Origin of the sequence: Mycobacterium sp. DL592 (assembly GCF_011694515.1) — a bacterium.
GTDB lineage: Bacteria > Actinomycetota > Actinomycetes > Mycobacteriales > Mycobacteriaceae > Mycobacterium.
This window is the reverse complement of record NZ_CP050192.1, coordinates 2,056,191-2,073,965: the sequence shown is the minus strand read 5'-3', so window position 1 is coordinate 2,073,965 and position 17,775 is coordinate 2,056,191. Positions and strand designations below refer to the sequence as shown.

Annotated in this window: 21 protein-coding genes and 1 pseudogene; 8 read left to right on the top strand and 14 right to left on the bottom strand. The window is 68.8% G+C overall.

Features of this window, described 5'->3' with window-relative positions; genetic code table 11:
* Window positions 1-13: 13 nt before the first annotated feature.
* Window positions 14-785 (bottom strand): annotated as a pseudogene (locus HBE64_RS10060) (helix-turn-helix domain-containing protein).
* Window positions 786-870: 85 nt separating this feature from the next.
* On the opposite strand from HBE64_RS10060, the gene HBE64_RS10055 reads away from it, so the two are divergent.
* Entirely contained in the window at window positions 871-1,164 is a 294-nt protein-coding gene (locus HBE64_RS10055; protein ID WP_167101077.1) for a hypothetical protein, read from the top strand.
* On the opposite strand, the gene HBE64_RS10050 is transcribed toward HBE64_RS10055, so the two are convergent.
* Window positions 1,161-1,349, bottom strand: a complete 189-nt coding sequence (locus HBE64_RS10050; RefSeq protein WP_167101074.1) for a ferredoxin — start codon at window positions 1,347-1,349, stop codon at window positions 1,161-1,163. The two genes, HBE64_RS10055 and HBE64_RS10050, sit on opposite strands and share 4 nt — an antisense overlap.
* On the bottom strand, window positions 1,346-2,629 hold the full coding sequence (locus HBE64_RS10045) for a cytochrome P450 (protein WP_371744131.1): 1,284 nt from the start codon (window positions 2,627-2,629) through the stop codon (window positions 1,346-1,348). The genes HBE64_RS10050 and HBE64_RS10045 overlap by 4 nt, the downstream gene beginning before the upstream one ends.
* A gap of 130 nt (window positions 2,630-2,759) precedes the next feature.
* On the opposite strand from HBE64_RS10045, the gene HBE64_RS10040 reads away from it, so the two are divergent.
* Together HBE64_RS10040 and HBE64_RS10035 are read left to right on the top strand one after the other, a co-directional pair.
* Entirely contained in the window at window positions 2,760-3,341 is a 582-nt protein-coding gene (locus HBE64_RS10040; protein ID WP_208300614.1) for a TetR/AcrR family transcriptional regulator, read from the top strand.
* 54 nt (window positions 3,342-3,395) lie between these two features.
* On the top strand, window positions 3,396-4,100 hold the full coding sequence (locus tag HBE64_RS10035) for an SDR family NAD(P)-dependent oxidoreductase (protein WP_167101068.1): 705 nt from the start codon (window positions 3,396-3,398) through the stop codon (window positions 4,098-4,100).
* A gap of 3 nt (window positions 4,101-4,103) precedes the next feature.
* On the opposite strand, the gene HBE64_RS10030 is transcribed toward HBE64_RS10035, so the two are convergent.
* Window positions 4,104-4,775, bottom strand: coding sequence for a hypothetical protein (locus HBE64_RS10030; protein WP_167101065.1), 672 nt, complete (start codon window positions 4,773-4,775; stop codon window positions 4,104-4,106).
* A 136-nt stretch (window positions 4,776-4,911) separates the two neighbouring features.
* Here HBE64_RS10030 and HBE64_RS10025 point away from each other — a divergent pair, with 136 nt between their 5' ends.
* Entirely contained in the window at window positions 4,912-5,535 is a 624-nt protein-coding gene (locus tag HBE64_RS10025) for a hypothetical protein (protein ID WP_167101062.1), read from the top strand.
* Here HBE64_RS10025 and HBE64_RS10020 read toward each other — a convergent pair.
* Entirely contained in the window at window positions 5,521-6,333 is an 813-nt protein-coding gene (locus HBE64_RS10020; RefSeq protein WP_167101059.1) for an ANTAR domain-containing protein, read from the bottom strand. The two genes, HBE64_RS10025 and HBE64_RS10020, sit on opposite strands and share 15 nt — an antisense overlap.
* A 9-nt stretch (window positions 6,334-6,342) precedes the next feature.
* Window positions 6,343-6,654: an STAS domain-containing protein gene (locus HBE64_RS10015; protein WP_167101056.1), complete on the bottom strand. Its 312-nt coding sequence runs from the start codon at window positions 6,652-6,654 to the stop codon at window positions 6,343-6,345.
* 334 nt (window positions 6,655-6,988) lie between these two features.
* On the opposite strand from HBE64_RS10015, the gene HBE64_RS10010 reads away from it, so the two are divergent.
* Window positions 6,989-7,432 (top strand): hypothetical protein, encoded by a 444-nt coding sequence (locus HBE64_RS10010; protein WP_167109017.1) that lies wholly within the window; start codon window positions 6,989-6,991, stop codon window positions 7,430-7,432.
* A 10-nt stretch (window positions 7,433-7,442) separates the two neighbouring features.
* Here the strand turns inward: HBE64_RS10010 and HBE64_RS10005 are convergent, their stop codons facing one another.
* The gene (locus HBE64_RS10005) at window positions 7,443-8,576 is read right to left on the bottom strand and encodes a nitronate monooxygenase (RefSeq protein ID WP_167101053.1); all 1,134 of its coding nucleotides are present in this window, start codon (window positions 8,574-8,576) and stop codon (window positions 7,443-7,445) included.
* A 207-nt stretch (window positions 8,577-8,783) separates the two neighbouring features.
* Between HBE64_RS10005 and HBE64_RS10000 the strand changes: the two genes are divergently transcribed.
* Window positions 8,784-9,104, top strand: coding sequence for a hypothetical protein (locus HBE64_RS10000; protein WP_167101050.1), 321 nt, complete (start codon window positions 8,784-8,786; stop codon window positions 9,102-9,104).
* On the opposite strand, the gene HBE64_RS09995 is transcribed toward HBE64_RS10000, so the two are convergent.
* Window positions 9,101-9,445 (bottom strand): aminopeptidase, encoded by a 345-nt coding sequence (locus tag HBE64_RS09995; protein ID WP_167101047.1) that lies wholly within the window; start codon window positions 9,443-9,445, stop codon window positions 9,101-9,103. The two genes, HBE64_RS10000 and HBE64_RS09995, sit on opposite strands and share 4 nt — an antisense overlap.
* Before the next feature lie 98 nt (window positions 9,446-9,543).
* Entirely contained in the window at window positions 9,544-10,620 is a 1,077-nt protein-coding gene (locus tag HBE64_RS09990) for a diacylglycerol kinase (RefSeq protein WP_167101044.1), read from the bottom strand.
* 107 nt (window positions 10,621-10,727) lie between these two features.
* Between HBE64_RS09990 and HBE64_RS09985 the strand changes: the two genes are divergently transcribed.
* Entirely contained in the window at window positions 10,728-11,471 is a 744-nt protein-coding gene (locus HBE64_RS09985) for a glucose 1-dehydrogenase (RefSeq protein WP_167101041.1), read from the top strand.
* A 1-nt stretch (window position 11,472) separates the two neighbouring features.
* On the opposite strand, the gene HBE64_RS09980 is transcribed toward HBE64_RS09985, so the two are convergent.
* From HBE64_RS09980 to HBE64_RS09965, 4 genes are read right to left on the bottom strand one after another with little or no spacing between them, the layout of a single operon-like run.
* Entirely contained in the window at window positions 11,473-12,297 is an 825-nt protein-coding gene (locus tag HBE64_RS09980) for an HAD family phosphatase (RefSeq protein ID WP_167101038.1), read from the bottom strand.
* 23 nt (window positions 12,298-12,320) lie between these two features.
* Window positions 12,321-13,550 (bottom strand): NAD(P)/FAD-dependent oxidoreductase, encoded by a 1,230-nt coding sequence (locus HBE64_RS09975; RefSeq protein WP_167101035.1) that lies wholly within the window; start codon window positions 13,548-13,550, stop codon window positions 12,321-12,323.
* Window positions 13,547-14,920 (bottom strand): NAD(P)/FAD-dependent oxidoreductase, encoded by a 1,374-nt coding sequence (locus HBE64_RS09970; RefSeq protein ID WP_167101032.1) that lies wholly within the window; start codon window positions 14,918-14,920, stop codon window positions 13,547-13,549. Before HBE64_RS09970 ends, HBE64_RS09975 begins: the two co-directional genes overlap by 4 nt.
* Complete coding sequence (locus HBE64_RS09965) at window positions 14,917-16,341, bottom strand: FGGY family carbohydrate kinase (RefSeq protein WP_167101029.1); 1,425 nt, start codon at window positions 16,339-16,341, stop codon at window positions 14,917-14,919. The genes HBE64_RS09970 and HBE64_RS09965 overlap by 4 nt, the downstream gene beginning before the upstream one ends.
* Before the next feature lie 60 nt (window positions 16,342-16,401).
* Here HBE64_RS09965 and HBE64_RS09960 point away from each other — a divergent pair, with 60 nt between their 5' ends.
* A complete protein-coding gene (locus HBE64_RS09960; protein WP_167101026.1) occupies window positions 16,402-16,824 on the top strand; it encodes a PPOX class F420-dependent oxidoreductase in 423 nt (140 codons plus the stop codon).
* On the opposite strand, the gene HBE64_RS09955 is transcribed toward HBE64_RS09960, so the two are convergent.
* A complete protein-coding gene (locus tag HBE64_RS09955; RefSeq protein WP_208300612.1) occupies window positions 16,821-17,705 on the bottom strand; it encodes a DMT family transporter in 885 nt (294 codons plus the stop codon). The genes HBE64_RS09960 and HBE64_RS09955 overlap by 4 nt on opposite strands.
* Window positions 17,706-17,775 lie beyond the last annotated feature (70 nt).

Below are 17,775 nucleotides of genomic sequence, written 5' to 3'. Positions count from 1 at the left end.
CTATGTCCGGCGATCAGGACGACCGCAGCGCATCCGCGGTCTGCTCGTCGGCGGGCAGGAACGCCTCGAATCCGAGTTCGGCTGCCGTCAGATCCAGGGCTGTACCGAACGTGGTGACCAGGCTCAGGAAGCTCAGCAGCACGCCGTCGCGCCGATAGAGCTCGAACGGGACGGCCACCGCGCCCAGATCGGCCGAGTCGTCGGTGCCACCGGGGTAGGACTCGATATCGGCCAGCAGGGCCACCGTCGCCGGATCAGCCGCCGCGGCGGCTTCCCGGCGCACCCGGCTCACCACGTGGTGGCGCCACTGGGCCAGATTGCGGATGCGCGGCGCCAGGCCGTCCGGGTGCAGTGCGATCCGCAGGGCGTTGGGCGTGTCCAACAGGTGTGGTGCGACACCGTCGAGCAGCACGGCGGTGCCCGAATTCACCTGTACGACATTCCAATTGCGGTCGACGACCAGGCAGGGGTAGGGCTCATAGGCGGTCAGTACCCGTTCGATGCCGGCGCGGACCGCCGCCATGCCCGGGTGGTCGAGTGGGCGTTCGGGGTAGATCGGGGCCAGCCCGGCGGCCATCAGCAGGTGGTTGCGTTCGCGCGGGGGCACGGCCAGCACCTCGGCCAGGCGCAGCACCATGGTCCGGCTGGGTGCAGAGCGACCGGTTTCGACGAAGCTGACGTGGCGGGCTGAGACGCCTGGCCTCCAGGGCCAGGTCGAGCTGACTGAACCGCCGGCGCTGCCGCCAGTCCCGCAACAGCTCGCCGAATACCGGAGTGCGACCCATCACCCCAGCATGGCCCGCTGCCGCCGGTGCGGCCATTACCTGTCAGGTAATTGCGCTCATTACCTTTCGGGCAGACCGTGAAGGTATGACGCCGACACCACGGACCCGACCGGTTCCGCGCTGGCTGCACCTGGTGATGAAGGCCGACCGCGCCGGCTCGGCGTGGTACGTGGGTACCGGCTTCTTCTTCGCGCCGTTACTCGCCGTGGCCGCGCCCTGGCCCGCGGTGCGCGGCGCGCTCTGGCTTGCCGTCGGACTGGCCGGACTCTGGCTGGGCCTGCTCGGCATCGCGATGGCGGCCGGCCTGGCGATGGCGCTTCGGTCGAATACCGAGATCCCCGAGGACTATTGGCGCTCGATCGTCGACTACCGCACCTAGTCGAAGGTGATGGCGTTCTCCGGGCAGGCCGCGGCGGCCTCGCGTGCGCTGTCGGCGAGGTCGTCGGGTACCGCATCGACGATCACCTCGGCGTAGCCGTCGTCGGTGAGGGCGAAGACCTGCGGGCAGACCGTGGTGCACACGCCGTGACCACGGCAGCGGCTGTCATCGACATGGGCTTTCATGGCAGGTCGAACTCCAGATGCAACTCGGTGAGGCCACGCAGGATGTAGGTGGGCACGTATTTGTAGGTGCGGGCGCCCGCGGGTCCGTGGTGTGCCTCGCTGATCCGGATGTCGGTGGTGCGGTCCAGCAGCCGCTCGATGGCGACGCGGGTCTCGGCGCGGGCCAGCGGTGCGCCCGGGCAGGTGTGGATGCCGCGGCCGAACGCGATGTGCTGGCGGGCATTTGATCGCGTGGGGTCGAAGGTGTCCGGATCGGTGAAGCGGCGCGGGTCGCGGTTGGCCGCACCGTTGACGACCATGAGTGTGGACCCGGCAGGTATCTCCACACCGCCGAGGGTAACCGCCTGCTTGGACATCCGGAAGTCGCCTTTGACCGGGCTTTCGTAACGCAGCGCCTCCTCGATGAAGTTGCCCACCTTGGACCGGTCGGCCCGCAGCAGCTGTTGCACGTCGGGCCGGTCACCCAGGATCTGCAGGGCGGCGCTGAGCAGCCGCACCGTGGTCTCCTGGCCTGCGGTGTAGAGATTCGCCGCCACTTTGGCGACGTCGCCGGGATCGGGAATCGAACCGTCCGGGAACGTCGCGGCGGCCATCTCGGACAGCACGTCGCCACTGGGATTGGCGCGCCGGTCGACGATGTAGGCGCTGAACTTGTCGTAGAGATACTCCAGTGGCGACTGGGCCAGGCTTTCGCCCTTGACGCTGCCGATGCCGCCGCCGTGATGGCCACCGCGCTGCATCTCGGCGAGGAACTCGTCACGATCGGCGTCCGGCACACCGAGCAGGTCGGCGATCACCATCAGGGTGAACGGCTGCCCGAAACCCGCGATGAACTCCGCACCCGAGCCGGTCAGGTAGTCGTCGAGCGCCCGGTCGACCATGGTCCACATGGCGTCTTCGTTCTCTTTGAGGCGCTTGGGTGTGATCAGCCGCATCAGGAGCGCGCGATGGTCGGTGTGCACCGGCGGGTCCAGCGTGGGTAACTGGTCGTTGAACGGCAGCTCGTCGCGGTGTGCCGCAATGAGTTCGGTGACATCGTCGCGTCCTTCCACCGGAACCGGGAAACCGGGGAATGGTCCGGTGACCGAGATGCACGACGAGAACCGGTCGGCGTCGCCGGCCACCTCGCTGGCCTCTTCCCAGCCCGTCACCATCCACACACCGTGGTGTGGTTCGCGAACCACCGGGCAACGCGCCTGCAGGGCTTCGAGATAGGGGTAGGGATCAGCGACCACGTCGCGGTCCATGAAGAAGTCCAGCTTGTCGACGTCAGTCATCAACTGTCCCTTACTGCCGGGCGACCGCCCATACGATCGGCTAGGGCGATGCTAGCCGATCGTATGGTAGATTACTAGTCGATCGTAAAGGGACTACCTCGTCGATCGGCAAGCCGAACAGGGAGGTGTCGACATGATCGCCACAGCTGTCGCCAGTAGTCCCCAGACCGACACCAGGCAGCGGCTCATCGACGCCGCGATCGCGTTGTTCATCCGCCACAGCTTCGCGGGGACCTCGCTGCAGATGATCGCCGACGAGCTCGGCATCACCAAAGCCGCTATCTACCATCACTTTCGGACTCGTGAGCAGCTACTGACCGCGGTGCTCGAGCCGATCTTTGCCAGCATCACCGCCGTCGTCGAGGACGCGGAGAAGCTCCGCGGCACCCACGCCAGAGCCGAGCGGATGCTGACCGGATACGCACGCGTCGCCGTCGACAACCCGATGCTCGTCGCGGTGCTGGCCAACGACCCCGGCGTCCACAGCGTGGTCAAGTCCAACCGGACGTGGACGGACGTGATCGCGCGCCAACTCGCGTTGTTCGCCGATCTCGACCCCGGCCCGGAAGGGCTGATGCGGGCCCGCTTCACCTACGCCGGCCTGGCCGGATCGGCCGACCCCCGACGCCGCGGCGACCGCCAATGGCTGCAGCAGCAGCTGGTGGAAGCCGGCAGACGCACACTCGGCCTGCGCACTCCGCGCCGAACTCAATAGCCCGACAAGATAATTCGCGTACACGGCGGCCATGTCGCCGGAAGGGAGACAATCGTGTCCAAGACAGCAGTGGTGACCGGGGGAGGCTCCGGCATCGGCGCGGCGGTCGTCGACCGGTTACGCGCCGACGGATACAACGTGGCCGTCCTCGACCTCACCCCGTCGGAGAGCGAATTCTCCTACGTTGCCGACGTGACCGACCGCGCCCAGCTCGACGCGGCCCTGACCGAGATCCGCGGCGCACTGGGGCCGGTGACGATCCTGGTCAACGCCGCGGGCAAGGACAGCTTCCGCCGGTTCACCGACATCAGCTTCGACGAGTGGCAGCGGATCATCGACATCAACCTGCACGGAGTGTTCCACAGCATCCAGGCCGTGCTGCCCGACATGATCGAGGCCGGCTGGGGCCGCATCGTCAACATCTCGTCATCGAGCACCCACTCCGGTGTCCCGTACATGTCCGCGTATGTGGCCGCCAAGTCCGGCGTCAACGGACTGACGAAAAGCCTTGCGCTGGAATACGGCCCGGCCGGGATCACCGTCAACGCCGTGCCACCCGGCTTCATCGATACCCCGATGCTGCGCAACGCCGAGGCGCGCGGCAATCTCGGCGACATCCAGGCCAACATCAACGCCACCCCGGTTCGCCGGATGGGCAGGCCCGAAGACATCGCCGCCGCCTGCGCGTTCTTCATCTCCGAGGAAGCCGGCTATATCACCGGGCAGATCCTCGGCGTCAACGGCGGGCGCAACACCTAGTTCTCAGGACTTCGGCCCCGCCGTGACCGAGGTGGTGATGGTGACAGTCGTGGTGCTCACGGTCGGCGCCGCACTGCCCGATGTCGTCGCCGACGTGGTGCTCCCCCCAGAGAAGCCCGGCTGCTGGAACTCCAGCCACGAGTCGCGGTAAAGCACGTTGTCACCCTCGGAGACGAGGAACACCGTGGGGGAGATGGAGTAGGTGACGCCGTCGTTGTTGGCCACCACGGTGCCGTCGGCCCCACGGCTGGCCGACACCTGGATGGCGGCGTTGTCGCGCAGCCGTACCCCGCGGTACTCCAATGTCCCGTCGGGGCTTACGCAGATCACCGCGAGTGACCGCTCGGTGCGCCCGTAGGCCATCACGGTCTGGCGTTCGTCGCAGCGCGCCTTGGTGTCGACGTAGCCCTTGCTGTCGGCCTTGTACGTCGCCGGACCGGAGGTGGTGGTGGTCGTGGCCGTTCCGCTGCTGCTGGGCGCGGTGGTGGCGGTGGTCGTCGTCGTGGTCGAGGGCGCTGCCTGGGCGGCCGGCAGGGTGTCGGGGGAACCGGCCGTCACCGTCACGCCGATCACCAGACCGGCGGCAGCCAGCACCGCACCAGCACCGGTCAGCGCCCACACCGTTGCGGCGCGCGCAGTTCGCGCGTCCTGATCGAGCGGGTCATGGACCGACATGGACGTTCCTCCGGCGGCAGTGGTGTGTGCACTAAGCGAACCACCTCCGTCGCAGATTTCGACGCTGGCCTGACGGCGTTTCGCATGTCAGTTGGCCCGGCTCCCGCACCACCCGGTGATCGCTACGCTCGATGGGGTGAATGGGCAACGTTTCATCTTCACCGGACACATCGCCGGGCTGGGCACCGCCGCCGGAGTGCGCCTGGTCGTCGGCCGGTGGCCGGTCTCGCCCTTCGGATCGTTCGCCGATGTGATGGTCCAGACCGCCGTCGACGAGCGGATTCTGCTGGCCCCCAGCGCCGAGGTCGCCGACTTTGTCGCCTCGACCTACGAGTTCGACCGCATCGAGCTCGGCGAGGTGACCGCGGACCTCACCGAAGACCAGTTGACGGTCGGGGCGCCCGACTTGCAGGTCACCCTCACCCTTGGCGGTGCCGCGCCGGTCGACCGGCTGCTGCGGCTGGTGCCGGCCCGGCTGGCGACCGAGCCGCGTTGGCTTGCCGCGATCAACCCGGTCGCCGGCCTGATCGTGCCCGGCGTACGCACCGCGGGCAGCGCGGGCAACGGCCGCCGCGAGTACTACGGGGTGCGACGCTCCCGACGCGTCGTGGCTGCCACCGGCAGCTTCTGCGGCCGTGACCTCGGCGGACTGGCGCCGCTGCTCCCCGCGGTGAGCTTCGGGTTCTCCTCGGCACCGCCGGATCCCCAAATCGTCTCGGTGACCACGACAATCGACGTGCCGGCCTCAGCGGCCGGCTGACCCCGGCTTGGGTGCGTGCGTCAGCACCGCCCACAGCAGGCGGGCGGCCTGGCGGGCCGAGGCGTCGGGGACGATCGGCGCGCCGACCGCGGGTTGTTCGGCGGGTGAGCCGCTGATCTGTTCCATCAAGGCCACCGCGAGCACCCGCAGCTTGACGTTGGATTCATGGCTGGCCCGGCGCAGAGTCGTCCACGCTGTTTCGGCGTCGCAGCCCAGCGCGCCCATGATGGCCCCTTTGGCCTGTTCGATGGCGCCCCGGGACTGCAGCACAGCCATCATGTCCGCGACCGCCGTCCCGTCCTGGGCGCCGACAGTGAGCATGGCCGCCGAGACCAGCTGCTCGTAGCCGACCAGGGTGTTGACCGTCGCTGCTGTCGAGGGCCGGTCCGAGGTGCACGACAAGACGACGGTTCCGTCGCCCTCCCACACGCCGGGGACAGCCACCGAGCCGGCGGCCCGCCGCCAGACCTCGCTGCGGTCAGGCGCGCGATCGAGCATGGCCTGAAGAGTCAGCTCCGGCCAGCGGTCATCGGCCAGCAGATCCAGACTGAGCACCGGCACCTGGTGGGTGAACGCGTCCACCACCGGCCCGCCGAGGCCGGCCAATTGCGCCTGCACAATCTCCTGCCCGACACCCCATGCCGCGACGACGGCGAGCTCGTCGTCCAGACGGCGGTCGTGAACGGTGATCGCCATGCCCACAGCCTCGGGCAGGTCGCGGTGGATGCGTTCCAGGATCCGCTCGAAAAGCGCTGCGGGACGGGCGTCGTCGCGCGGCTGGAAGCTCGGTACAGGCATTGCTGAGTATCACTCCCTGACGACGACGGTGGCGACTCGGTCCAGTCCGGAAATTCCCAGGAGCGTCGTGATGGGTCCGGCGGCGGACACGATCATGGTCAGGTCGGTGGCGGCGGCGACGGCGAACAAGGCGCGGACTGCCGCGCTGTCGCAATAGTTGACCTCGGTCAGGTCCACGGTCAGCACCGTCGAACCGGCAGCGGCCCGGCTCATCTCGTCCTGAAACTGCGCGACGTTGGCCAGGTCGATGTCACCGAGGGCGGCCACGACAGGCGTCGTACCATCGGCGTCCACCCCCACCCGGAACTGGGCCTCTGTCATCGGGTCAGCTCCTCGGTCGTCTCGACGATGGTGCGGAAGGCCCGGCGGGCGGTCGTCGGCAGGCATCGTCGGACACCGTACGGCTGGGCTGCGGCGTTCCCATCCACCCCGTTCTCCCGTCGAGACATTCCCCCGCCGACGCAATCGCCGCAGCTTATCAACGCCGCAGACGGCCGGCCTCGGCTGCGCCGGAAATAGACGTCACCGTCATCCTCCCGTATCCCCGAGCGCCTTTGCGGTTTCGCCAGAAGTCAGCGCGCCCCAGCCACTAGGCTCACCTGCGAAGGGCCTCGGGGCACTGGGCCCGGTAGCGCACGATCGATGAGGGTGAATGATGTTCCGCGAGCTCGTTACCGCAGCAGCTGTCGCCGGCACCGCACTGTGTGTCGCCCCGTCCGCGGGAGCCGACGAGCCCCACGGCCCGTTCCCCGGTGACCCGCCCGGCACCAACTACGAGGCCTACCTGTACGCCCCGTGCTACAACTTCGACCGCTTCATCTTCGGCCGGGGTCCCGGCGGGGAGCCGTTGGCCTGCCACTGGATTCCCAACCAGTCGACGATCGGGATGGATCGCTCGCCCGCTGACGCCGGCGCGTGGGTCATCTCCTACAAGCTGTACGGCGTGCAGACCGTCGGCTCGCCGTGCCCGGGCCCGCAGGCCGCCGCCCAGTCGCCCGACGGCCTGCCCATGTTGTGCCTGGGGGCACAGGGCTGGCAGCCGGGCTACCTGACATCGGGCGAATGGGGCAACGGAAGCTCGTTCAACCCGGCGGGCTGAACGGCTGGCGTCAGACGGCGGCTGCCGCCTCGTTGAGCTCCTCGAGCCGACCGGTGGATTCCAGGTATTCCTGAACCCAGCGTTCGATCACCGTCGCGGTCTTGTCGACCTTGGTGAACTGGCCGACGACCTGGCCCACCGGGTTGAACGCGACGTCGACGGTCTCGTTGGGGTACTTGTTGGTCGCGGCGACCGCCATTCCGGACACCATGTACTGCAACGGCATTCCGAGCGGCTCGGGATTGCCCGGGGTCTGCCATGCCTCGGTCCAGTCATTCTTGAGCATCCGGCAGGGCTTGCCGGTGAACGAACGGCTGCGGACGGTGTCGCGGCTGGTGGCCTTGACGTAGGCAGCCTGCTGCACCGGGGTGTTGTGGGCCTCCTCGACCATCAGCCACTGCGAGCCGGACCAGGCGCCCTGGCAGCCCAGCGCCAGCGCCGCGGCGATCTGCTGACCGCTGCCGATGCCGCCGGCGGCGAGCACCGGGCGGGGTGCCACCTCCTTGACCACCTGCGGCCACAACACGATCGAGCCGACCTCGCCGCAGTGCCCGCCACCCTCGCCGCCCTGGGCGATGATGATGTCGACGTCGGCCTCGGCGTGCTTACGCGCCTGCGCTGGGGAGCCGCACAACGCGGCGACCTTGCGGCCGGATTCGTGGATGTGCTTGATCATGTCGACCGGCGGGGTGCCAAGGGCATTGGCGATCAGGGTCACCTTGGGGTGCTGCAGCGCGACCTCGACCTGCGGGGTGGCGGTGGCTTCGGTCCAGCCGAGCAGCTGCAGGGCGTTCGAGTCGGCGTCCGACGTCGGGACCCCGTGGTCGGCCAGGAGCTTCTTGGCGAAGTCGAGATGCTGCTGAGGCACCATCTTCTTGAGCATCTCGGCGAGCTCGTCGCCGGACATGTCGGCGTTCATGCCCTCGTACTTGTTGGGGATGACGATGTCGACGCCGTACGGGTGGTCGCCGATGTGCTCGTCGATCCAATTGAGTTCGATCTCAAGCTCTTCGGGGGTGAAGCCGACCGCACCGAGGACACCGAAGCCGCCGGCCTTGCTGACGGCCACGACGACATCGCGACAGTGGGTGAAGGCGAAAATCGGGAACTCGATACCGAGCTCATCGCAAAGGGGAGTGTGCATGACCGGCTCCTTAAAGCGGGCGGTTATCGACTGGAACGTGTTCTAGTTTAGTACGTCGCCACCCCGCCAAGTCCAGGTGTTCCCCGCATCGACCGCACGAATGCCTATCGGGCCAGGTGGATCCCCGGGTCAGTCAACAACGGCGCCCGCAGGAGTACCGTTAGTTGTGTGCTCGACGTAGAGCACGGATCAACGAATGGGGCCATCATGGTTCTTCGACAGAGAACCCGCCGGATCCTGACAGCCGCCGCAGCCGCCGCCGCGCTGAGCGTGCCTCTGGTGCCCGCTGCCACCGCAACGCTCACCCCGCCGGAGGCGGTCGCCAGCGCCGGGCCGCAGGGCTGCGTCAACGGAATCGTCCCGCTCAACCCGTACGTCGTGAACTGCAACCTGCCACCTCGCGGCAATCAGGTGATCGGCGCCGCGCCCGACGCCGGGGCGATCATCGCCTGCCGGCACGTCCCGATCTGCATCTCGTACTACGTGAACTACCCGGGCACCGTGTTGATCCCCGGTTATCGGCCCTAAGTCGCCGAGCCGACGCCGGTTCGGCCGCCGACCAGCAATGCACCGGCGCCGACCAAAAGACCGATCACGGTGACCGGGATCGACCAGGCGCGCCGCGACGACACCTCCGACTGGCACTGCGCCACGTAGTCGGCGTGCGGGACGACCTGGTTGAGGATCGGCACGTTCGCCACCGTCTTGCTGTTAGCTTCCCGGGCGGCGGACAAATCCGCCGAAATGGCGTTGCCGCAGCCGATGCTGCCGCCGTTGCCGTCCGAGGTCGAGACCGGCACCAGCAGCGCTATGACGCCGACGACGAAAAGCACCGCACCAACCAGCAGGATCAACCGCTTCACCGTCACGTCTTCTCTCCTCGGGGCATGTTCGACGAATCGCAGCGGTGTCTACCCAACCGCTCGAAGCGCCAAACGCCGCCCACCGGGGAGCGCGCCGTTCCCGCCTACGGCGCGGTGAACAACTCGACGTCAGACACCAGCGGCAGGTTCAGCGTGGTGCGCAGGCCGGGCGGCGCGGCGACCACGGCCGGGATCGCGTTGACGACGCGAGCCGCGCCCGCGGCGATGGCCGCGTGATTGTGGTCGCCCTTGGTGCTCGTCGGGCAGATGTCCACGACGTAGGACGGCTCGCCGGTGATCTCGACCCGGTAGGAGCCGCCCTCCTGCGCGGGCTGCGCCCAGTCCGGCCGGAGGTCACCGCGCACCCTGGTGACGTGCTCGACGACGATCGCGGGATGGTCATCGACCATGCCCTTGATCTCGAAGCGGACCGCAGCGACCCCGCCCTTGGGGATGTGGCCGGCCGCGATGTCGAACGCCTCGGGAGCGGGCTCGCGTTCGTAACTCTCGGTGATCGAGTCCAATTCGATGTTGAGGCCGGCGGCCAGCTGACGAATCGCGCAACCCCACGCGACGCTGAGCACGCCCGGCTGGAACAGCATGGGCACCTCGTCGAGCGGCTGACCGAAACCCATCACGTCGAACATCACCGTCGCACCGTCGTAGGTTGCGTAGTCGGCGATCTCCATACAGCGCACCTGCTGGATGCTTGCGCAGGTGCTGGCGAAGGCCAGCGGGATCAGGTCGGTGATGAAACCCGGATCCACTCCGTTGATGTAGATGCTCGAATTGCCCTGCCGCGCAGCCTCTTCCAGCGGCGCGATGTATTTGTCGGGCATCACCCCCCAGGGGTACTGCAGGACGCCGGGGGAGGTGCCGACCACGTTGATGCCCGCGGCGGCGATCTTGTACACGTCGGCCATCGCCTGCGGCATGCGGTTGTCGCCCATGGCGCAGTACACCGCGCAGTCGGGCTTGGCGGCCAGCACGGCGTCGAGGTCCTTGGTCGCCAGAATCCCGGTCGTCACATCGAGCCCGGCGAGTTCGCCTGCGTCCTTGCCGACTTTCTCGTCGGCCGATACACACAGTCCGGTCAACTCGAACCCCGGATTGCTGATCAGTTCGGACAGGGCCAGACGCCCGACGTTTCCGGTGCCGATGTGGGCGACGCGGATAGCCATTCGTTCTCCTCGCGACGGTGAAGGTGTCGACCCAGTATGCGCACTCGGCCGCGAAACTGGAACAGGTTCTATTTCGGGAGCTGGCGCCTGAGGTAGCCTGTCGCGTCATGGGACGCGTAGCGGACAAAGTGGCAATCATCACCGGTGGAGCGCAGGGGATGGGCGCGGCCGACGCGCGGATGCTCGTCGCCGAAGGCGCCAAGGTCGTCATCGGCGACATCCTCGACGAGAAGGGCCAGGAGCTGGCCGATGAGCTCGGCGACGCCGCGCGCTACGTACACCTCGACGTGACGGAAGTCGACGAGTGGCAGGCCGCCGTCGAAACCGCACTGAGCGCCTTCGGCAAGATCAACGTCCTGGTGAACAACGCGGGCATCGTGCAGGTTTCACCGCTGAAGTCGATCGATGTCGACAAGTGGAACCGCGTGCTGGCCGTCAACCTCACCGGCGCGATGCTCGGCATCAAAGCCGTACTGGAGCCCATGAAGGCCGCCGGCGGCGGGTCCATCATCAACGTCTCCTCGATCGAAGGGATGCGCGGCGCGTCCTGGGTGCACAGCTACGTCGCCTCCAAGTGGGCCCTGCGCGGCCTGACCAAGTCTGCCGCGCTGGAACTGGCCTCCGACAACATCCGGGTCAACTCGGTCCACCCGGGCTTCATCCGCACCCCGATGACCAAGCACTTCCCTGACGACATGGTCGGTGCCCCGCTCGGCCGTCCCGGCAGGCCCGAAGAGGTCGCCACCTTCATCGTCTTCCTGGCCAGCGACGAGTCGTCCTTCTCGACCGGTTCGGAGTACGTGGTGGACGGTGGTTTGATCACCGACGTGCCGCACCGCGCGCTGCCCTGAGTCAGCCCCTGGGGTTGCGGCGGGTCCGCAGCGCCAGCGAGCTGAACGCCGCCCCGATAGCGGCCCGGCCCAGCGCGGGAAGGTGTCCCAGCGCATTGGCCGTCGCACCAGGCCGGCCGGGAATCGACAGTCGCAGCACCGGCCAGTCGTTCGCGGCGGCCTTGGCCGCCAGGCCCGGGCGCGGGTTGACCGGCCGGGGATACCCGACCAGCGCCATCAGGTGGGCGTCCTCGTCGCCGTCTGCGTAGAAATAGCTGGCCGCCAGGTCCACCTGGTTGGTTTCGCAAAACCGTTGCACGGCAGCCGCTTTCTGCCGGCCCCACACGATCGGTTTGCTCACCTGCCCGGTGAGTAGCCCGGCCTCGTCGAGCTCGAAGGTGTTGCACACGACGTTGGCGATGCCCAGCGCGCGGGCCACCGGCTCGGCGTGGATGGTCAGCGCCGAGGAACTGAGTGCCACGGTGTGGCCGCGGGCCTTATGGGCAGCGACGATCTCGCGCATCAGCGGATAGACCCGGTGGGCCACCTGCTCGACATAGAGGCGCTCGCCGATCTCGTCAAGGTCGCTCAGCGACTCGCCGCGCAGATAACCCGCCGCCCGCACCAGGAGCCGCTCGAACTGCATGCGGCCCAGCTTGTAGCGCAGCGAGGCTTCCAGGACGCCGAGCACCTCGCCGGCGCGGGCCTGCCCACGGCGGATGCGGTCGCTGGCATGTGCCGTCGCGGTGAAGCCGGCCACCAGGGTGCCGTCCAGGTCGAAAAAGGCCCCGACTGACGGCCCCTGCGGACCGCCGGCGATCTGCGTGACGGGGTCTGCTGACGTCATCACCCCACCATCATGGCCGAGCTTCAGGCCAGCGACAGGATCACCGGGTCGCCGCCCGGCCTCGCCCCGGCCACCACGCCGGCCGGGATACGGACGATCCGTCCCGGCGAAGCCGGCCATCCCAGGCGCCGCCTGCCTACTTCGATAACGCCCTGACGTGCGATGACGGTGGGAAAACGCACCAGCGTGTCGGTCCAGGCCAGCAACCGGTCGCGCGCCGGTGCGATGTCGTCGGGGCGCATCAGTCCCGGGCTGATCCAGCGCAGCGGTGCCTCGGCGAGCAAACGCGTGGCGACGCTCGACGGCGCACGGCCGTCGAGGAAGGCGTGCACCTGGGCGGCCACATGCCTGCCGTCGAGCGCGGCGCCGTCGGCGGTGTCGACCGGGTGCACGAGGTTCCCGATGGCGAACACGCCCGCCCGGCTGGTGCGCAGCGCAGTGTCGACCAGCGGGCCGCGGCTTGCCTCGTCGAGGGCCAGGCCGGCTGCCCGGGCCAGCTCGTGGTCGGGAACCCAGTCACCGGTCAGGATCACGGTGTCGCAGTCGACGAGTTGCCGGGCCCCGGTGTCGATGTTCTCGATCTCGACCGCCCGCACGGTGGCCGAGCCGACGATCCGGGTGACGCGGGTGCGGGTGGCGACCTTGAGCCCCAGCCCGATCCGGGCCGCCACGGTGAACGCGCCATAGGACTCGGGACGGGGATGCAGCGTGGTCATCAGCGCGGTGCGGCAGCCGGCGTGACGCAGGGTGAGCACCGCCGAATAGCTGACCAGTTCAGCGCCCACGACGACGGCGCGCCGTCCGACGGAGCCGCCCTGGATGGTGACGAGATTCTGCAGATGCCCCGTTGTGTAGACCCCGGCGGGGCGGTCACCGGCGATCAGCCGGGCGGGCCGTGGCCGTTCGCGGGCGCCGGTGGCCAGCACCACCGCCCGGGCCTCGAGCGTCTCGCGCCCGCGCGGTGCGGTGGTGTGGACCGCGTGATCACCGGCCCAGTCGGTGACCGTAGTCTCGGTCCGGATCTCAGCGCCGGCCTCGATTGCCTGCGCGACCAGTCGCCGCGCATACTGCGGACCGGTGATGACCTTACGCAGATCGCGGATGCCGTAACCCAGATGGTCACTGTGCCGGGGAATGCCGCCAGCCACCGATTCTCGTTCCAGGACAACCACTTTCAGTCCGCTACCGGCCATCTCGGCGGCAGCGGTCAGCCCGGACGGGCCGGCGCCGATGACGGCGACGTCGACGCTCACAGCGACTCCTCGAACCACCGGGCGACCTGGGCGCCGCAGAAGAATCCTTGACAGCGGCCGTTGAGCACCCGGGTGCGCCGGCGCAGGCCGTCGAGGTCCACCGGCGGGATGACCGAGCACCGGGCATCGCGAAGCTCACCTTCGGTGACCCGCTCGCAGAAGCAGACGATCCTGCCGTAGGCGGGGTCGGCGCTGATCGCCGCCGCGTCCTGATAGGGCCGCGGGAACGCTTCGCCGAGATTCGGCATCCGGGGTGCGGGCGGCAGGTCGGCCCGTGGTTGCAGGGCCAACCCGGCCTGCTCGAGCAGGCCCGCCGAATACTCGGCGATGGCCATGCCCGCGGTGAGCCCGGTCGAGCGGATACCGCCGACGAGCAGGTAGCGCTGGACCGGGTCCGCCTCGATGAGATAGTCGCCGGCGTCGATGGCCGCCCGCAATCCCGCATAGGTTGCGGTGATCTCCTCTTCGAGCAGGCTGGGCATCAGCCGGCTTCCCTTGTCCAGCAGGGATTCCAGGCCGGTCTCACTGGTCGCGGTGGCGCTGCGGTCGGTGAGGTCTTCCGACGTCGGGCCGAGCATCACGTTGCCGTAGATGGTCGGGCTGATCAGGACGCCCTTGCCCCGCGAGGTCGGCACCGGCAGCACGATCACATCGACGAGGCGGCGGGCGAGCTTGTCGTAGACGATGAGCTCACCGCGCCGCGGCGTGACGGTGAAGCGCGCATAGCCGAACTGGGCGTCGAGCAGGTCGGCGCCGAGTCCGGCCGCGTTGACCACCCATCGGGTGCTGACCGGGCCTGCGGTGGTGTGCAGGGTGGTGTGCTCGGATCCGGCGGTGACCGATTCGACGCGGTGGCCCCGGTGCAGTATCGCACCACGGTTCACCGCGTCGGTGGCCAGCGCGAGGTTGACCGTCCAGGTGCAGATGATCGACTCGCCGGGCACGCTCAGACCACCCAGCGCCCCGGGGCCGAGGTCCGGGACGCGACGGTAGACCGTTGCGGCGTCGACGAGTTCGCACTCGGTGTACTCGTTGGCCTCGGCCTGCTCCTTGAGTGAGGGCAGGGTGGCGAGCTGTTCGTCGTCCCAGGCGACCAGCAAGGCGCCGGTGCGTTCGATCGGGATTCCGGTCGGCTCGGCATACTGCGAGAGCAGGTGATAGCCGCGCCGCACCAGCCGCGACTCCAGGGTGCCCGGTTTGGCGTCGAAGCCGGTGTGCAGGATCGCCGTGTTGGCCTTGCTGGTGCCGTCACCGACGTCGTCGCGGGCATCGAGCAGTGCGACCGAGAGACGGTGGCCGGCCAGTTCGCGGGCGATCGCCGAGCCGACGATGCCGGCGCCGATGACGGCGACGTCGTAGACCCGGGTCATGCCGGCTCCCCGAAGGTGGTGTCGGCGAGTTCACGCCAGCGGCAACGGAATTCGTCGGCGCGGTCCTGCGGCCATCGCGGTTCAAAGGCGGCCGGCGGGGTCCAGGGGGCGACGACGGTGTCCAGCCCCCGTGTCGGGTCCAGGCTCAATCGGGCCAGCGCCGCCGCTCCCAGCGCGGTCGCGTGCGGCGACGGGTAGACGTCCACGGGCACCTGCAGGATGTCGGCGGTCGCCTGCATGAGCACCGTCGACTGGGTAAGACCGCCGTCGACCCGCAGCCGGGTCAGCGCCGCGCCGGTATCGGTTCCGATGGCCGACACCAGCTCCGCGATCTGGGCGGCAATGCCCTGCAGCACCGCGAGCACGAGTTGTCCGCGGCCGCTGGCAAGGGTGAGCCCGGAAATCGTTGCGGTGGCTCCTGATTGCCACCACGGAGCGGCGAGCCCGGCCAGCGCCGGCACGCAGAGCACGCCCTGGTTATCGGTCGCGGCGACGGCGTCGAGCTCCTCGGCTCCGGCGATCACTCCCAGCGAGGCCAGCCAGCGGACCGCCGAGGCGGCGGTATAGACCTGCCCGTCGATGCAGAAGGTGTCGATACCGCCGACCCGCCACGCCACCGAGGTGGTCAGCCCCGAGGTCGAACGCACCGGATCTGATCCCGTATTGGCCAGCAGAAACGCTCCGGTGCCGAAGGTGCACTTGGCCATCCCGGGTTGCAGGCAGGCCTGTGCGAGCAGGGCGGCCTGCTGATCAACGACGATTCCGCCGACCGGCACCTCACTACCGAAAGATGTTGTGGTGCCGACTATTTCGTCGTTGCCGACGATGCGGGGCAGGGCCTCCCCGGCAAGGCCGAACAGATTCAGCAGATCCGCATCGAAGTGCTGGGCGCCCAGTTCGACAAGCAGTGAGCGGCTGGCGGTGGTGGCGTCGGTGACGAACTCGCCGGTGAGCTGGTGCAGCAGCCAGGAATCCGACGTCGTCACCACCCCGGCGGTCTCCCGGTGGCGGCGCAGCCACGCCATCTTGGGTGCCGAGAAGTACGGGTCCAGCACCAGTCCGGTGCGTGCCGCGATCTCGTCGGCATGCCCGGCCAGTTCGGCGCACACCCCCTCCGACCGGCGGTCCTGCCAGACCACCGCCGGAGTCAGCGCCCGTCCGGTGCCGGGGTCCCAGGCCAGCACCGTCTCACCCTGATTGGCAAGGGAGACAACCTCGATGGGCCGGCCGGCCTCGGCGATCGCGGCCCGCCCGGCCGCCAGGACCGACTCCAGCAGCTCATCGGGATCCTGCTCGACACCGCCGCCGTCGAGGTAACGCGGGTGGACGGCGACCTCCGCCAGACCCACCACCCCGGCCTCGGAGTCGACGACGATCGCCTTGGTGCCCGACGTCCCCTGGTCGATCGCAAGGACGGTCACGTCAGACATACAACCACGCCCGCCGGGAATTACTCGCGGCGGCAAGCGTTGGACCCAGACATGTTGCTCAATGAGGCCGCCCGTGCGCTGATCGGGTCGGGCGCCGACGCCACCCTGGTGACCCTGAACCCGGACGGAAGCCCCCAGGTCTCACTGGTGTGGGTGGCGCTGCAGTCCGGCGAGGACGGCGACGAACTCGTCGTCGCGCACCTGTCGGAGCACAAGAAGGTTCGCAACGTGCGCCACGACGGCCGCGTCGCGCTGACGATCGTCTCCCGTGAGCCCGGTGCCGTCATGACGCCGTATCTGTGGGTCGCCGGTACCGCCCGCATCGTCGAAGGCGGGGCACCGGAACTGCTCACGGAACTGGCCGCGGCGCTGGTCACCGCGAAAGACGTCGAATTCCCGCCCAAGGATGCCCCGCCCGGATACCTGACCCGAATCCGCATCGACGCCATCGGCGGCGTCGGCCCCTGGGTCTAGCCGGCCTTCGCTGCTTCGAGCTCGTCTTCCCAAGCGCCCTCGTCGCGGCCCAGTGCGATGGTGGCCGCGGCCATGGTGCCCGCCGCGAACAGCAGCGCGACGGCGACCGGCTTGCTCACGGCGAGGTGCTCGCCGAGCACCACCTCACCGAGCAGGACCGCCACCACGGGTTCGAGCACCAGCATGGCCGGCACTGAGGCGCGCAACGAACCGGCGTGGAAGGCCGATTGCTGCAGCAGCGTCGCGATCACGCCGACGACGATCAACAGGTAGAGCACCGGGGACGCCAGTACCCGCGACAGGTTGCCTTCGGTGACGAGGTGCATCACCAGCTTGGTGAGCACAGCCACCACACCGAAGAGCACGCCGACCCCGACGGCCAGCATCAGCGCCCGGCGCCAGTCCGACAGCCGCAGCGCCACCAGCAGGCAGCCGGCCACGAAGAGCAGACAGATCCCGGCGGCGATCACCGCGGTCAGCGCCGAGCGCTCGTAGTCACCGGGCTTGGTGCGGGCCAGTGCGACGAACACACCGAGCGACACGGTCAGCAGTACCGCCCAGCCCCACTCGGCGCGGGTGACGCGGCGGTGCGCCAGCCGTGCGCTGAGCGGCAGCGCGAACAACAACGCCGACACCAGCAGCGGAGCGACCAGCAGGATCGAGCCGTACGCCAGCGCCACGGCCTGGAACCCATAGCCGGTGACCGCTGCGGCCGTTCCGGCCCACCACAACCGGCGGCGCAGCAGCGTGGTCACCATGACGGTGCTGACACCCTGGTCGGCCGGGACGTCCATGGTGGCGCGCTGCCGCACGACGATGCCGATGGCGGCGAACACCGCGCCGGCGAGGGCAGCTGCCACAACCAGGGCGTGCTGCAGCAATGTCCTCAATCCCTTCCACGACACTGGCGGTGGAACCCCGACCCTAGGGCACACTGCCGCATTGCGAGCC

Excerpts from the sequence above, each read along its gene's own strand:
- HBE64_RS10055 (WP_167101077.1), top strand. The coding sequence starts at position 871 with ATGACGCCGACACCACGGACCCGACCGGTTCCGCGCTGGCTGCACCTG.
- HBE64_RS10050 (WP_167101074.1), bottom strand. The coding sequence starts at position 1,349 with ATGAAAGCCCATGTCGATGACAGCCGCTGCCGTGGTCACGGCGTGTGC.
- HBE64_RS10040 (WP_208300614.1), top strand. The coding sequence starts at position 2,760 with ATGATCGCCACAGCTGTCGCCAGTAGTCCCCAGACCGACACCAGGCAG.
- HBE64_RS10030 (WP_167101065.1), bottom strand. The coding sequence starts at position 4,775 with ATGTCGGTCCATGACCCGCTCGATCAGGACGCGCGAACTGCGCGCGCC.
- HBE64_RS10020 (WP_167101059.1), bottom strand. The coding sequence starts at position 6,333 with ATGCCTGTACCGAGCTTCCAGCCGCGCGACGACGCCCGTCCCGCAGCG.
- HBE64_RS10015 (WP_167101056.1), bottom strand. The coding sequence starts at position 6,654 with ATGACAGAGGCCCAGTTCCGGGTGGGGGTGGACGCCGATGGTACGACG.
- HBE64_RS10010 (WP_167109017.1), top strand. The coding sequence starts at position 6,989 with ATGTTCCGCGAGCTCGTTACCGCAGCAGCTGTCGCCGGCACCGCACTG.
- HBE64_RS10005 (WP_167101053.1), bottom strand. The coding sequence starts at position 8,576 with ATGCACACTCCCCTTTGCGATGAGCTCGGTATCGAGTTCCCGATTTTC.
- HBE64_RS10000 (WP_167101050.1), top strand. The coding sequence starts at position 8,784 with ATGGTTCTTCGACAGAGAACCCGCCGGATCCTGACAGCCGCCGCAGCC.
- HBE64_RS09990 (WP_167101044.1), bottom strand. The coding sequence starts at position 10,620 with ATGGCTATCCGCGTCGCCCACATCGGCACCGGAAACGTCGGGCGTCTG.
- HBE64_RS09985 (WP_167101041.1), top strand. The coding sequence starts at position 10,728 with ATGGGACGCGTAGCGGACAAAGTGGCAATCATCACCGGTGGAGCGCAG.
- HBE64_RS09980 (WP_167101038.1), bottom strand. The coding sequence starts at position 12,297 with ATGACGTCAGCAGACCCCGTCACGCAGATCGCCGGCGGTCCGCAGGGG.
- HBE64_RS09970 (WP_167101032.1), bottom strand. The coding sequence starts at position 14,920 with ATGACCCGGGTCTACGACGTCGCCGTCATCGGCGCCGGCATCGTCGGC.
- HBE64_RS09960 (WP_167101026.1), top strand. The coding sequence starts at position 16,402 with ATGTTGCTCAATGAGGCCGCCCGTGCGCTGATCGGGTCGGGCGCCGAC.